The sequence below is a fragment of the Kitasatospora sp. NPDC052896 genome (genome assembly GCF_044547075.1).
Taxonomy (GTDB): Bacteria; Actinomycetota; Actinomycetes; order Streptomycetales; family Streptomycetaceae; genus Kitasatospora.
Map to the genome: position 1 here is coordinate 103973 of NZ_JBITZU010000007.1, position 14342 is coordinate 118314.

The 14342-nt window shown below is 73.0% G+C and carries 13 protein-coding genes and 1 pseudogene; 8 read left to right on the forward strand and 6 right to left on the reverse strand.

All coding sequences use genetic code 11. The features are described from left to right. Positions 1–56 precede the first annotated feature (56 nt). Both treY and treZ read left to right on the forward strand, forming a co-directional pair. Complete coding sequence (gene treY / locus ACIGXM_RS16815; RefSeq protein WP_396561451.1) at positions 57–2303, forward strand: malto-oligosyltrehalose synthase; 2247 nt, start codon at positions 57–59, stop codon at positions 2301–2303. Then, positions 2300–4012, forward strand: a complete 1713-nt coding sequence (treZ, locus tag ACIGXM_RS16820; protein ID WP_396561453.1) for a malto-oligosyltrehalose trehalohydrolase — start codon at positions 2300–2302, stop codon at positions 4010–4012. The genes treY and treZ overlap by 4 nt, the downstream gene beginning before the upstream one ends. Here the strand turns inward: treZ and ACIGXM_RS16825 are convergent. Both ACIGXM_RS16825 and ACIGXM_RS16830 read right to left on the reverse strand, forming a co-directional pair. Continuing rightward, positions 3993–4889, reverse strand: a complete 897-nt coding sequence (locus tag ACIGXM_RS16825) for a transketolase family protein (RefSeq protein WP_396561455.1) — start codon at positions 4887–4889, stop codon at positions 3993–3995. The genes treZ and ACIGXM_RS16825 overlap by 20 nt on opposite strands. 48 nt (positions 4890–4937) lie before the next feature. Further along, positions 4938–5639: a transketolase gene (locus tag ACIGXM_RS16830; RefSeq protein WP_396561457.1), complete on the reverse strand. Its 702-nt coding sequence runs from the start codon at positions 5637–5639 to the stop codon at positions 4938–4940. 55 nt (positions 5640–5694) lie between these two features. Between ACIGXM_RS16830 and soxR the strand changes: the two genes are divergently transcribed. The 3 genes and pseudogenes from soxR to ACIGXM_RS16845 form a co-directional block, all read left to right on the forward strand. Continuing rightward, complete coding sequence (gene soxR / locus ACIGXM_RS16835; protein WP_396561459.1) at positions 5695–6159, forward strand: redox-sensitive transcriptional activator SoxR; 465 nt, start codon at positions 5695–5697, stop codon at positions 6157–6159. A 62-nt stretch (positions 6160–6221) separates the two neighbouring features. Further along, complete coding sequence (locus ACIGXM_RS16840; protein WP_396561461.1) at positions 6222–7037, forward strand: SAM-dependent methyltransferase; 816 nt, start codon at positions 6222–6224, stop codon at positions 7035–7037. Between the two features lie 19 nt (positions 7038–7056). Next, positions 7057–7185, forward strand: a pseudogene (locus ACIGXM_RS16845) (VOC family protein); the annotation flags it as partial. Here ACIGXM_RS16845 and coaE read toward each other — a convergent pair. Both coaE and ACIGXM_RS16855 read right to left on the reverse strand, forming a co-directional pair. Then, on the reverse strand, positions 7151–7741 hold the full coding sequence (coaE, locus tag ACIGXM_RS16850; RefSeq protein WP_396561463.1) for a dephospho-CoA kinase: 591 nt from the start codon (positions 7739–7741) through the stop codon (positions 7151–7153). The pseudogene ACIGXM_RS16845 and the gene coaE overlap by 35 nt on opposite strands. A gap of 9 nt (positions 7742–7750) precedes the next feature. Beyond that, the gene (locus ACIGXM_RS16855; protein ID WP_396561465.1) at positions 7751–8398 is read right to left on the reverse strand and encodes an MBL fold metallo-hydrolase; all 648 of its coding nucleotides are present in this window, start codon (positions 8396–8398) and stop codon (positions 7751–7753) included. A gap of 61 nt (positions 8399–8459) precedes the next feature. Between ACIGXM_RS16855 and ACIGXM_RS16860 the strand changes: the two genes are divergently transcribed. Both ACIGXM_RS16860 and ACIGXM_RS16865 read left to right on the forward strand, forming a co-directional pair. Beyond that, complete coding sequence (locus tag ACIGXM_RS16860) at positions 8460–8885, forward strand: MarR family winged helix-turn-helix transcriptional regulator (protein ID WP_396561467.1); 426 nt, start codon at positions 8460–8462, stop codon at positions 8883–8885. A gap of 35 nt (positions 8886–8920) precedes the next feature. Then, on the forward strand, positions 8921–9109 hold the full coding sequence (locus ACIGXM_RS16865; RefSeq protein ID WP_396561469.1) for a hypothetical protein: 189 nt from the start codon (positions 8921–8923) through the stop codon (positions 9107–9109). On the opposite strand, the gene ACIGXM_RS16870 is transcribed toward ACIGXM_RS16865, so the two are convergent. Together ACIGXM_RS16870 and rpsA are read right to left on the reverse strand one after the other, a co-directional pair. Further along, positions 9096–11303, reverse strand: coding sequence for an MMPL family transporter (locus tag ACIGXM_RS16870; RefSeq protein WP_396561471.1), 2208 nt, complete (start codon positions 11301–11303; stop codon positions 9096–9098). The two genes, ACIGXM_RS16865 and ACIGXM_RS16870, sit on opposite strands and share 14 nt — an antisense overlap. Before the next feature lie 233 nt (positions 11304–11536). Beyond that, complete coding sequence (rpsA, locus tag ACIGXM_RS16875) at positions 11537–13027, reverse strand: 30S ribosomal protein S1 (protein WP_396561473.1); 1491 nt, start codon at positions 13025–13027, stop codon at positions 11537–11539. Between the two features lie 443 nt (positions 13028–13470). Here rpsA and ACIGXM_RS16880 point away from each other — a divergent pair, with 443 nt between their 5' ends. Beyond that, complete coding sequence (locus tag ACIGXM_RS16880) at positions 13471–14337, forward strand: class I SAM-dependent methyltransferase (RefSeq protein ID WP_396561475.1); 867 nt, start codon at positions 13471–13473, stop codon at positions 14335–14337. Positions 14338–14342: the final 5 nt, after the last annotated feature.

The following is a 14342-nucleotide window of genomic DNA, read 5'->3' on the forward strand; positions in this document are numbered from 1 at the left end:
CGCCCGTCCGCCGGTCCTGGGTCGTAGGGTCCGGTTACACCGGGTAGGCATGTGGTGTGACTTTCGTATCGAGATCCGTCCCCTCGGCGAGCTACCGGCTCCAGCTGCAGCCCTCCTTCACCCTGACGGACGCCACCCGCGCGGTGCCGTACCTGGCCGACCTCGGCGTCTCCCACCTGCACCTCTCCCCGCTGCTGGAGGCCTGCCCCGGCTCGACGCACGGCTATGACACGGTCGACCACACCCGGATCAGCGCGCAGCTGGGCGGCGAGCCGGCGCTGCGCGAACTCGCCGCCACCGCACGGGCGCACGGGCTCGGCCTGATCGCCGACGTCGTCCCCAACCACATGGCCGTCCCGGTCCCGGAGCGGCTCAACGACCCGCTCTGGCAGGTGCTCCGGGACGGGCCGCGGTCCCGCTACGCGCACTGGTTCGACATCGACTGGGCGGCCCAGGGCGACCGGGTGCTGCTGCCGGTGCTGGGCGACCGGCTGGGCGCCGAGCTGCCCCAGCTGAAGGTGGATCAGGACGCGCTGCGCTACTACGACCACGTCCTCCCGCTGCGTGCCGGCACCGAGCAGCTCCCGCTGCCCGAGCTGCTGGAGCGGCAGTGGTACCGGCTGGCCTGGTGGCGCCTCGCCCGGAGCGAGCTGAACTACCGCCGGTTCTTCACCATCAACGAGCTGATCGCGCTGCGGGTGGAGGACCCGGAGGTCTTCCAGGCCACCCACGGCGTGCTGCTGCGGCTGCACGCGGAGGGCGTGCTGGACGGGTTCCGGGTGGACCACCCGGACGGGCTGGCCGACCCGGGCGGCTATCTGCGCCGGCTGAGCGCGGCGACCGGTGGTGCCTACCTGGTGGTGGAGAAGATCCTCACCGGCGACGAGCGGCTGCCCGCCGACTGGCCGTGCGCCGGCACCACCGGCTACGACGCGCTGCGCCGGATCGACGGCGTGCTGACCGACGGCCCGGGTGCCCGCCGGCTGGCCTCGCTCTACGCCGGCTACACCGACCTGCTCTCCACCGCCGCCGAGCAGGCCCGGCGGGCCCGGGCCGAGCTGGTCGCGCCGGAGGGCGAGCTGTCCGCCGAGCTGAACCGGCTGGTCCGGCTGGCCGACCGGATCTGCGCCGCCGAGCCCGCGCTGGCCGACCACCGGCCGTCGGCGGTGCGCGCCGCGCTGTGCGAGCTGCTGAGCGACTACCCGGTCTACCGGCGCTACCCCGAGCCGGTCGAACGGACCGTCAGCACGCCGGAGAGCACCGAGCGGTTCGTCGAGCTGCTGGCGCACGGGGAGCTCGGGGGCGACCCGGCCAAGGACGAGTTCCGCACCCGGTTCGCCCAGACCGCCACCGCGGTCGCCGCCAAGGGCGTGGAGGACACCGCCTTCTACCGCTGGTACCCGCTGCTCAGCCTGAACGAGGTGGGCGGCAGCCCCGGGACGCCGGGCGTCGAGCCGGCCGACTTCCACCAGTGGTGCGCCCATGTCGAGGCGCACTGGCCGCTCAGCATGACCGCGCTCTCCACCCACGACACCAAGCGCAGCGCCGACGCCCGGGCCCGGCTCGCCGTCCTGGCCGAGCTGCCCGAGCGCTGGCTGGCCGAGTGCACGGCCTGGTCCGAGCTGGCCGGCGGGCTGGCCGACCGGAACGCCGAATGGCTGCTCTGGCAGACCCTGGTGGCCGCCTGGCCGATCGCCCCGGAACGGCTGGCCGGCGTGCTGGTCAAGTCGCTGCGCGAGGCCAAGCTGGCGACCAGCTGGATCGACCAGAACCCGGGCTACGAGGCCACCGTCACCGACTACGCCCGGGCCGTGCTGGCCGACCCGGAGCTGAGCGCGCGGATCGGGCGGTTCGTCGACTTCCTGGCGCCGTTCGCCCGCAGCAACAGCCTCTCGGCCGCGCTGCTGCACCTCACCGTGCCCGGCGTGCCCGACCTCTACCAGGGCAGCGAGTTGACGTTGTACACCCTGGTCGATCCGGACAACCGGGCGCCGGTGGCCCTCGGCCGGGCGCCCGAGGAGCTCTCCGGGACGGCCCGCGAGAAGCTCCGGCTGACCCGGGCCGCGCTGCGTCTGCCCAGGCCACTGGGCCCGTACCGGCCGTTGGAGACCAGCGAGCACCTGGTCGCGTTCCAGCGCGGCGAGGACCTCGCGGTCGCGGTGACCCGGCTGCCGTACACCCTGGCGCGCTGTGGCGCGCGGGTTACCCTCGACCTGCCGGGGCGCTGGCGCGACGTACTGACCGGTCGTCAGCACGAGGGCCCCGTCGACACCGTCGCCCTGCTCATCCGGGAGTCATCGTGAAGTACCAGGTCTGGGCCCCGATCGCGGACCGCGTGGAGGTCGAGGTCGACGGTGCTCCGCACGCGCTGGCCCGGGAGGACGGCGGCTGGTGGCGGGGCGAGGCGCCGGCCGGGCTGGACTACGGGTTCCGGCTGGACGGCGGCCCGGCGCTGCCCGACCCGCGTTCGGCGCGCCAGCCGTACGGCCCGGACGGGCTGAGCCGGCTGGTCGACCACGCCGCCTTCCGCTGGTCCGACTCCCCCTGGCAGGGCCGCCCACTACCCGGCGCGGTGATCTACGAGCTGCACGTCGGCACCTTCACCCCGGCCGGCACCTTCGCCGCCGCCGAACAGCACCTGGACCACCTGGTCGAGCTGGGCGTGGACTTCGTCGAGCTGCTGCCCGTCTGCCCGTTCCCGGGCCGGCACGGCTGGGGATACGACGGCGTGTCGCTCTGGGCGGTGCACGAGCCGTACGGCGGCCCGGACGGGCTGAAGCACTTCGTGGACGCCGCGCACCGCAAGGGGCTCGGCGTGGTCCTGGACGTGGTGCACAACCACCTCGGGCCGTCCGGCAACCACCTGCCGCGATTCGGCCCGTACTTCACCGACCGGCACCAGACCCCGTGGGGCGCGGCGGTCAACCTGGACGCCCCCGGCTCGGACGAGGTGCGGGCCTACCTGATCGGCAGCGCGCTGGCCTGGCTGCGCGACTACCGGGTGGACGGCCTGCGGCTGGACGCGGTGCACGCGCTGGCCGACACCCGGGCGCTGCACTTCCTGGAGGAACTCGCCACCGCCGTCGACGCTTTGGCCGCGGCGGTCAACCGGCCGCTCTTCCTGGTCGGCGAGTCCGACCTCAACGACCCGCGGACCACCACCCCCCGGCAGGCCGGCGGTCTCGGCCTGACCGCGCAGTGGAGTGACGACTTCCACCACGCGCTGCACACCGCGGTGACCGGCGAGGCACAGGGCTACTACGCCGACTTCGGCCGGGCGCCGCTGGCGGCGGTCGCCAGGACGCTGACCCGGGGCTGGTTCCACGACGGCACCTGGTCCTCGTTCCGCGAGCGACACCACGGGCGGCCCTTCCCCCTCGACTACGGTCACCGGCTGCTCGGTTACTGCCAGACCCACGACCAGATCGGCAACCGGGCGCTCGGCGACCGGCTCACCCCGGACCAACTCGCCCTGGCCGCCGCCCTGGTGCTCACCTCACCGTTCACCCCGATGCTCTTCATGGGCGAGGAGTGGGGGGCGAGCACGCCCTGGCAGTACTTCACCGACCACACCGATCCGGGCCTGGCCGAGGCCGTCCGACAGGGCCGGCGGCGGGAGTTCGCCGCCCACGGCTGGACCCCCGAGCAGGTGCCGGACCCGCAGGCGCCGCAGACCGTGCTCGGTTCGGTGCTCGACTGGAGCGAACCCCGGCAGCCGGTGCACGCGGAACTGCTGGACTGGTACCGGACGTTGATCCGGCTGCGGCGGGCCCACCCGGAGCTCACCGATCCCGACCTGACCGCCGTGCGGGTGGAGTTCGACGAGGAGGAGCGCCAACTGACCGTCCACCGGGGGCGCTTGCTGGTCAGCGTCAATCTCTCCGACAAGCCGCACGACCTGCCCGCCGGGCGGGTGCTGGCCGGGTACGGCGAGCACGCGGCGGGGCGGCTCGGGCCGCGCTCCTGCGTGATCGCCCTGGCCGGGCCGGACGTCAGCGCAGAAAGCCGCTGATCCGCTCGCGCAGGCCGGCCGGGTCCAGACCGTAGCCCGCCAGGTGCTCCTCCATCGAGCCGTAGTGCCGGTGCTCCTCGCGCGGCACACCCAGGCCGAGCAGCCGGTGCGGCAGGTCGGCGAGCGCCTGGCCGGCCGGCGACGCCGAGGTGCCGGCCAGGTAGGGCTCGACCAGCACCACGTCCGCCCGGGCCGCCTCGGTGGCGGCGCGCAGCGCGGCGGCGTCGAACGGGCGGACGGTGGCGGCGTAGAGCACCGTGACGTCCAGGCCCTCGGTGGCCGCCAGCACGCCGTCCAGCATCGGGCCGACGGCCAGCACCACGCCGCGCCGGCCGGTCCGGACCGTCCGGAACTCCCCCGGGCGGACCGGCTGGGCGGCAGCGTTCCGGTGCAGCGAGAGCCGGACGTACTGCAGGCTGTCCCCGTCGGCCACCGCGTGCCGCAGCAGCAGCTCGGCCTCGTCGGGGTGACCGGGCACGTGCACCTGCCAGCCGGGCAACGTGTCCAGCAGCGCCACGTCGCCGGGGGACATGTGGGTGCGGCCACCCGCGGGCCAGTCGTACGAGCCCAGCGCGCTGACCAGCACCGCGCCGACGCCCTGGTGCACCAGGTCCAGCTTGACCTGCTCGAAGGGGCGCTCGATCAGGAAGCTGGCGAAGGTGTGGGCGATCGGCCGCAGGCCGGCCAGCGCCAGCCCGCCGGCCACCCCGATCAGCAGCTGCTCGCGGATCCCGACGTTGACCACCCGGTCGGGGTGGGCCAGGGCCGCGGCGGCGAACGGGGTGGCGCCGATGTCGGCGAGGACCAGGGCGGTCCTGGGGTCGGCGCCGAGCAGTTCGGTGGTGACGGTGGTGAAGCGGTCGCGCATGGTGTCCATCGGTGGTTCCCCCTGGGGCGTCACGGAGCTGGGCGGTTCGGCTGGTACTCAGGAGCTCTTGGGCTCGACCCGGGCGACGACCGCGTGCGGTCGGCCGGGGTGCTCGGCGGTGCAGGCCGCGTACAGCGCGTCGTGGTCGCGGCCGTCCACGGTGGCGGTCGACCAGCCGGCCGAGCCGAAGCGCTCCGCGATGCCGCCCGACCAGCCGTGCGTGGCCGAGGAGTTGTCGATCACCAGGACGTGCAGCCGATCCAGCGCGACCGCCCCGGCGAAGGCCAGCGCCTCGTGGTTGCTGCCCTCGTCGAACTCGGCGTCCCCGATCAGGGTCCACACGGCGGGCCCGGGCCGGCCCTGGGCGCGCAGGCCGAGCGCGGTGCCGACGGCCAGCGGCAGGCCGTGGCCGAGCGAGCCGGAGCCGATCTCGGCGCCGGGCACCAGCAGCCGGTCGGGGTGGTGACCGAGCGGGGAGCGGTAGCCGCCGAAGCCGGGCAACCACTCCACCGGCAGGAAGCCCTTGGCGGCGAGCACCGCGTAGTAGGCCATCGGGCCGTGGCCCTTGGAGAGCAGGAAACGGTCGCGGTCGGCGGCCCCGGGCGCGGCGGGGTCGATCCGCAGCACCCGGTCGTAGAGCACCCAGAGCGCGTCCAGGGTGGAGGTGGCGGCGGGGCCGTGCTTCTCGTCGCCGGTCATCTGGCTCATCAGGCCCGCCAGGTCCTGGTAGCCGTACCGGTCGGTCTCGGTGGAGATCATGGCACGAGTCTGCGACTTCAAGCGGACTTGAAGTCAAGCCCTATGCTGAGGCCCCATGACACCCACTCGGCACGACCGGCTGACCATCGGTGAACTCGCGGCCCGCAGCGGTCTGGCCACCTCGGCACTGCGCTACTACGAGGAGCTCGGACTGATCCACGCCGAGCGCACGGCCGGCGGCCAGCGCCGCTACCAGCGCCAGATGCTGCGCCGGGTGGCCTTCGTCCGGGCCGCCCAGCGGGTCGGCCTCTCGTTGGAGGAGGTTCGCGACACCCTCGGCCGGCTGCCGGCCGACCGCTCGCCCAACGCCGCCGAGTGGAGCGCGGTGGCCACCACCTGGCAGGCCCGAATCGATCGGCAGATCGCCGAACTGTTCACCCTGCGTGAGCACTTGACGGGCTGCATCGGCTGCGGCTGTCTCTCCCAGGGCAGTTGCGCGCTCTACAACCCGCGGGACGTGCTGGGTGCCGACGGACCAGGTGCCCGCAAGCTCCTCCCGCCCGCGCCCGACAGGCCCTAGTCTCGTGTTCCGAACGTCAATCACCACGGGGGGAAACTGTGCTGACGCTTCATCAGAACTGGATGTCATGGGACGACGACACCCCGCCGCCGGCCGAGCTGCACCCGGAGATCCCGCACCCGGCCCGGATGTACGACTACTACCTCGAAGGCAAGGACCACTTCCCGGCCGACCGGGCCGCCGCCGAGCGGGTGCTGGCGCTCGGGCCGATGGTGCGGATCAGCGCCCGGGCGAACCGGGCGTTCCTGCGGCGGGCCGTGCGGCAGCTCGCCGAGCTGGGGGTCGACCGGTTCCTGGACATCGGCACCGGCATCCCGACCGCCGGGAACACCCATGAGGTGGCGCGGGAGGTGAACCCGGACGCCCGGGTCGTGTACGTGGACAACGACCCGATCGTCCTGGCACACAGCCGGGCGTTGCTCGCCGGGTCCGCGCCGGGCCGCGCCTCGGTGGTGGCGGGCGACCTGCGCGACCCGGCGGCGCTCCTCACCGAGCCGCGGATCCGAGCTCTGCTGGCCGAGGGGCGGCCGGTGGCGCTGCTGCTGCTCGCGGTGCTGCACTTCGTCGAGGACGCGGACGGCCCGCGGGCGATCGTCCGCCGGCTGGTCGAGGCCCTGCCCCCCGGCAGCTACCTGGCGCTCTCGCACGCGACCGGCGACTTCGTGCCGGAGCGTGAGCGCGGCCGGGGACCGGCGATCTACCGCGCCACCTCGGCCCCGCTCGCCCTGCGCGGCAAGGACGACGTGGCGGGCTTCTTCGACGGCCTGCAGCTGCTCGACCCGGGCCTGGTCACGGCCGCCCAGTGGCGCCCCGACCGGCCCGCCGAGGAGACCGACAGCCGGGTCGCCATCTGGTCCGCCGTCGCCCGCAAGCCGTAGCGGCCCGAGCACTTCCCATGCCGCCGGGGTCCGCTTCCCGCAGGAGCCGCGGCACGAGCGGTACGGCACGGTCGCCGTCTTCGAGGAGCTCTACGGCAACCGCTGGGACCTGCTCAGTCCTTCGTCAACCGCTCCCACAGCCGACTGACCCGTTCGGCCAGCTGCCCGGGGGTGCCGTTGTTCTCCACCACCAGGTCGGCCACCGCGAGGCGCTGCTCGCGGGTGGCCTGGGCGGCCATCCGGGCCCGGGCCTCGTCCTCGGTCATCCCGCGCAGCCGGACCAGCCGCTCGAGCCGGACCTCCTCGTCGGCGTCCACCACGACCACCCGGTCGTAGAGCGGGGCCAGCCCGTTCTCGGCGAGCAGCGGGACGTCGTGCACCACCACCGCGTCCGGCCCGGCCGCCGCCTCCAGCTCGGCGGACCGGGCCCGGACCAGCGGGTGCACGATGGCGTTCAGCGCCTTCAGTCGCTCGGCGTCGGCGAAGACCAGCGCGCCCAGCGCCGGACGGTCCAGCGCGCCGTCCGGCCCGAGCACCCCGGGGCCGAACTCGGCCACCACGGCGGCCAGTCCGGGCGTGCCCGGGGCCACCACCTCACGGGCGATCACATCGGAGTCCACCAGCACCGCCCCGTGCGCCACGAGCAGCCTGGACACCTCGCTCTTGCCCGCCCCGATCCCGCCGGTCAGCCCGATCCTCCGCATGGGGGAAGGCTACACAGCGTCCAGATCCAGCCCGGCACCGGAGGTCAGGTACCGGTACGGCGCTCCCGTCCCCGGGCCGTCGTCGCCCAGGAAGCGCGCGCCGACCCCCAGCCCGGCCTCGCTGAGCAGCGCCTCGTGGATCCCGAGCGCCCGGCCCGGCCGCACCTCGCGGACGTAGTCGACCAGCTCGCCGATCTTGTTCCACGGGCCGGACAGCGGCAGCAGCAGGGTCTCCACCGGCCGCTCGGGCACGGTCAGCGCGTCACCGGGGTGGAAGAGCCGGCCGTTCAGCAGGAAGCCGATGTTCCCGACCCGCGGCACGTCGGGGTGGATCAGCGCGTGCCACTCGCCGTGCACCGTGACGTCGATCCCGCCGACGTCGAACGCGTCGCCCTCGCCGACCACGGTCACCGCGGCGCCCAGCCCGGCCAGCTGGTCGGCGACCGCGCGGTTGGTCCAGATCCGCAGCCCGGGGTTGGCGGCCAGCGCCGCGCGCACCTGGTCCTCGGTGAAGTGGTCGAAGTGCTCGTGGGTGATCAACAGCGCGTCGGCGCCCTGGACGGCCTCGGGTTCGGTGAACAGACCGGGGTCGATCACCAATGTGGTCTCGTCCTGCTCGATGCGGACGCAGGCATGTCCGAACTTGGTCAGTCGCATGGGGGAAACAGTACAGCAATACTGCACAGTTTTGCTGCAGATACTTCGGTAGGGTGGAGCCATGAACGCCACCGACCCGATCGACCCGCTCCAGCTCGCCGCAGACCTCCGCAGCACCATCGGCGATCTGGTCCGCCAGGCGCGCAGCGAGTCGGTACTCCCGCAGAACCAGGTCGGCGCGCTGGGCTGGCTGGTCCGTGAGGGCCCGCACACCACCGCCGAGCTGGCCGAGCGCCAGCAGGTGCGGCACCAGTCGATGGCCCGCACGGTCACCCTGCTGACCGAGGCCGGACTAGTCCACCAGGAGCGGCACCCCACCGACGGCCGCAAGCTGGTGCTGCACGCCACCGCGGCCGGCATCGCGGCCCTGCACGACCAGCGCCGCCGCCGGGAGCGCCTGCTCGCCACCGCCATCGAGCGCGAGCTGAGCCCGGAGGAGCAGCGGACCCTGCGGGCGGCCGTCGAGCTGATGCGCCGGCTCACCTGAGCCGGCCCAGGACTCACCTTCGCACGGCTCGCGCGTTGTTCAGGGCTCCCCGTCCCGAACCGAAGGATCCCCGCGCGACCTCCCCGCGCAAGACCCTGCTCGTCGCCGCGACCGTCCGCGGTCGGCCGATCGGCGCCGCGGGTGCCGCCGCGGCCTGCGACAGCGCCAACCTCGGCGGCGCCCTGAACTCCGGCTTCGGCAACGCCCGCGTCAACGGCGGGTAGCCGCCGCCACCACCGGCCCGGTCGCCGCCGGTTCGCGCGGCGCGGGCACGTCGGCCGGTACGTCCGTCAGCGACGGCAGGGCGACGTGCTCACGCAGCCCGAACCGGGTGTACAGCCGGCGCAGCGGCGCCGGCGCCCACCAGTTGAACTCCCCGAAGAACGACATGGTGGCCGGCACCAGCAGACAGCGCACCAGCGTCGCGTCCACCGCGACCGCCACCGCGAGCGCTATCCCCATCTCCTTGACCATGAGCATCTGCCCGGCCGCGAACCCGGCGAAGACGATCACCATCAGCAGCGCCGCCGAGGTGATGATCCGACCGCTGCGTTGCAGTCCCAGCTGGACCGCCTCCCGGCAGCCGTAGCCCTGGTCCCGCAGCTCCTTGATCCGGGCCAGCAGGAAGACCTCGTAGTCCATCGAGAGGCCGAACGCGAACGCGAAGACCAGCACCGGGATGAAGGTCTCCAGACCGCCCGTCGGGGCGAAGCCGAGCAGCCCGCTGAACCAGCCGTGCTGGAACACCAGGGTCAGCGCGCCCAGCGAACAACCCAGCGAGAGCACGTTCATCAGCAGTGCCTTGATCGGCATCACCACCGAGCCGGTCATCAGGAAGAGCAGCACCAGGGTGCCGACCGCCACCAGCCCGAGCGCCCACGGCCCGCGGGCACCCAGCTCGTGCTGGAAGTCGACCACGGTGGCCGCCCCGCCGGTGACCCAGGTGGTCAACCCACCGCGGTGCTCGCGCAGCTCGTGCACCACCTGTCTGGCCTGGCCGCCCTGCGGGTCGCCGGGTACCAGCACCTCCACCGTGTTGAGGTCCGGCCCCACCGGCTGCACGGCCCGCACCCCGGTGACCCCGGGCAGCTTGGCCACCACGGTGTCCGCGTACGTCCGCACCGCCTGCTCGCTCCCCCGCACCGCCACGGTGATCGGCGCCGGAGCCAGCTGCGGGAACCGCTGGGCGACGGTGTCCACCACCTGGCGGCCCGGCGAGGAGACCGGCAGCACCGCGGCCCCGGTGTCCCGCATCTGGGCGCCGAGGAACGGCGCGCCCGCCGCCCCCAGCAGCGCGACGCAGACCAGCGCGACCGGGACGGCCCGGCGCTGCACCCGGCGGACCGTGCGGGCGAAGAAGCCGTCGTCCGGCTCGGACTTCTTGGGTGGTTTGATCCGGTGCCCGGCGAAGCCGAGCAGGGCGGGGACCAGGGTGAGCGCCGCGGCGACCGCGATCACCACCACGCTGACCCCGGCCGCGGCGACCGCCCGGAACACCGGGCTGGTGAAGACGAAGAGGCCGGAGAGCGCGACCGCCACCGTGAGCCCCGAGAACGCAACCGTGCGCCCGGCGGTCGCGGCGGTCCGTTCCACCGCGGCGGCGAGTGGTGCGCCGTGGCCGCGCTCCTCGCGGAAGCGGTTCACCATCAGCAGCGCGTAGTCGATCGAGAGTCCCAGCCCCAGCACGGTGGCGATCGGCAGCACGCTGGTGTCGATGTCCATGATCTGGCTGAAACCGAACATGGCCAGCAGCGCCCCGCCCACCGAGGCGACCGCGCCGATCACCGGGAGGCTGGCCGCCGCCAGGCCGCCGAAGACCAGCACCATCACGATCAGGGTCAGCGGCAGGGTGACCAGCTCGCCGAACTTGGTGTCGGACTGGGTCTGGTCCTTGACCTCCTGCTGGACCACCAGGTCCCCACCGACGGTGACCTTCGCGTCCGGCACCCGCAGCTCGCCGAGCCGCTGGGCGACCGCCTCCTGCTGCTTGGTGGTGCTGGCGTCGGTCATCTGCACGTTGATCAGGCTCGCCGAACCGTCCGCCGCGCGCAGCGTCGTCCCGGCCCCGGGCTGGTAGGCGTCGGAGACCGAGAGCACCCCGGGGAGCCTGGCCAGGTCCTGGGCGGCGACGGTGACCGCGTCCCGGACGGCAGGGGTGTCCACCGGCGGGCCGTCCACCACGGCGGTGATCGCACCGGCCGACGGATCCGCGGCCGCCAACACGCTGGTGCCGGCGGCGGACTCGGAGCCGCCGGTGGCGTTGCCGGTCGAGGTGCCCTCGAACACCCGGCCGCCGATCAGCACACCGACCACGAGCACCACAGCCCAGAACGCCAACACCCACCGCCGGTGACGGTGGCAGGCCCGGCCGAGCGCGGCCAGCCGGCCGGGAACTGCTGAGGTGAGGGGAGGAGTCACAGCTGCGGAGTGGCGCATAAAGCGGAACTGCCTAGCTTCCGGGGCGGGTGGGCCCGTTGGGTAACTCCTCCCACGGTAGGTGGTGTGTCCGAAAAGACCCATAGCGTCGAGATGAGCGCAATGTCACAGACCGCGCCGCCACCGCCGGGAACCGGTCCGGACACGACGGAGGGCCCCCACCCGGTCACCCCGGGTGGGGGCCCTCCTGAGCCTCAACTCAGCTCAGCTGCGGTTCAGCTCTGGCCGCCGGCCAGCTTCTCGCGCAGCGCGGCGAGCGCCTCGTCCGAGGCGAGAGCGCCGGAGCCCTCGTCGCTGGAGGACGAGTAGGAGCCACCGGCAGCGGCGGCGACGGCGTCGCCACCCTCGGCAGCGGCCTCGGCGTCGGCCTCACGGCTCTTGATGACCTGGGCCTGGTGCTGCTCGAAGCGGGCCTGCGCCTCGGCGTACTGGCGCTCCCACTCCTCACGCTGCTTCTCGTAGCCGGGCAGCCAGTCGTTCGCCTCGGGGTCGAAGCCCTCCGGGTAGATGTAGTTGCCCTGGTCGTCGTACGAGGCGGCCATGCCGTACAGGGTCGGGTCGAACTCGACCTCGGCCGGGTTGGCACCGAGAGCCTCGTTGGCCTGCTTCAGCGAGAGGCTGATGCGGCGACGCTCGAGGTCGATGTCGATGACCTTGACGAAGATCTCGTCGCCGACCTGGACGACCTGCTCCGGGATCTCGACGTGGCGCTCGGCCAGCTCGGAGATGTGGACCAGACCCTCGATGCCCTCGTCCACGCGGACGAACGCACCGAACGGAACCAGCTTGGTGACCTTACCCGGGACGACCTGACCGATCTGGTGGGTCCGGGCGAACTGCTGCCACGGGTCCTCCTGGGTCGCCTTCAGCGACAGGGAGACGCGCTCACGGTCCATGTCGACGTCGAGAACCTCGACGGTGACCTCCTGGCCGACCTCGACGACCTCGGACGGGTGGTCGATGTGCTTCCAGGACAGCTCGGAGACGTGCACCAGGCCGTCGACGCCACCCAGGTCCACGAAGGCACCGAAGTTGACGATCGAGGAGACGACGCCGGAGCGCACCTGGCCCTTCTGCAGGGTGGTGAGGAAGGTCTGGCGGACCTCGCTCTGGGTCTGCTCCAGCCAGGCACGGCGGGACAGGACCACGTTGTTGCGGTTCTTGTCCAGCTCGATGATCTTGGCCTCGAGCTCCTTGCCGACGTACGGCTGGAGGTCGCGGACCCGGCGCATCTCGACCAGCGAGGCCGGGAGGAAGCCGCGGAGGCCGATGTCGAGGATGAGACCACCCTTGACGACCTCGATGACGGTACCGGTGACGATGCCGTCCTCTTCCTTGATCTTCTCGATCGTGCCCCAGGCGCGCTCGTACTGCGCACGCTTCTTGGACAGGATCAGACGACCCTCCTTGTCCTCCTTCTGGAGAACCAGGGCCTCGATGTTGTCGCCAACGGAGACAACCTCGTGCGGGTCGACGTCGTGCTTGATCGAGAGTTCGCGGGACGGGATGACACCCTCGGTCTTGTAACCGATGTCGAGGAGCACCTCGTCACGGTCGACCTTCACGATGACGCCCTCAACGATGTCACCGTCGTTGAAGTACTTGATGGTCTCGTCGATCGCCGCGAGGAAGGCTTCCGCGTCGCCGATGTCGTTGACCGCAACCTGCGGGGTGGTGCTGACAGAGGTGTCGGTGGGGCTCGTCATTAGGAAAAGGGCTCCGGTACGGACATGAAGTCGTAGGTAATGCCACGCGGGGGCCCGTATCGCTCCCACCGAAAGCCGGACAGCCAAGAACACGGCGCACCGGGTTTCTCCCCAAGGGAGATCCGGCGTCCGTCTTGCGACCGTGGGGTCTTCGACAGATGCGAGCGCGACCTGCTCCGTCCGAGGCGCGCAGGCCCGCAGCGCAACTTGTAGCATACGGGGACAGTCAAGCACGGTCAACGCCAGGGGCGCCGAGCGCGTGCGGACCGCTGTGGATCAGGCCATATCCTCGCAACCGCCACCTCACACCGCCGACCGGCAGGTGTGGGGAGTGACTGCCGCAGGGGCCGGCTCCCCGGATGCCACCGCCTGAATCCCGCCCCGCAGGGGCCGGTGCCAAACAGCGGCGCTTTCCGCATCCCCTACCTTACGCGAGGCGCATTATGACCGCGGACACCACCCCTGGCCAGCCGGCCGCCGCCGACTGGATCCCCGACGGCGGGGACGACGACGTCGCGCTGCACCGCACGACGCCGCCCGCCGAGAGCAGCCAGGCCAGCCGGCACTGGTGGGACCGCAACGCGGACGAGTACCAGGACGAGCACGGGCAGTTCCTCGGCGACGACCGGTTCACCTGGTGCCCCGAGGGCCTGGACGAGGCCGAGGCCCGGCTGCTCGGCGACCCGGCCGGACTCCGCGGCCGGGCCGTGCTCGAGATCGGCGCCGGGGCCGCCCAGTGCTCCCGCTGGCTGGCCGGCCGGGGCGCCCGGCCGGTGGCGCTGGACATCTCGTACCGGCAGCTGCAGCACTCGCGGCGGATCGACCTCGGGCGGGGCGGGCCGCTGATCCCGGTGGTGCAGGCCGACGCGGCGGCGCTGCCGTTCGCGGCGGACTCCTTCGACCTGGCCTGCTCGGCCTACGGCGCGGTGCCGTTCAGCGCCGACACCGCCGGGCTGATGCGGGAGGTGCACCGGGTGCTGCGGCCCGGCGGGCGCTGGGTGTTCTCGGTGACCCACCCGGTGCGCTGGGCGTTCCCGGACGAGCCCGGCGTCGAGGGGCTGACCGCCACCGCGTCCTACTTCGACCGGACCCCGTACGTCGAGCAGGACGCCCTGGGGCGGGCCACCTACGTCGAGCACCACCGGACGCTGGGCGACCGGGTGCGGGAGCTGGTCGGGGCCGGGTTCCGGCTGCTCGACCTGGTGGAGCCGGAGTGGCCGGCGGGGCTGGAGCAGGAGTGGGGCGGTTGGAGTCCGCTGCGCGGGCGGCACCTGCCGGGGACGGCGATCTTCGTGGCCGAGCGCGACTGAGGATA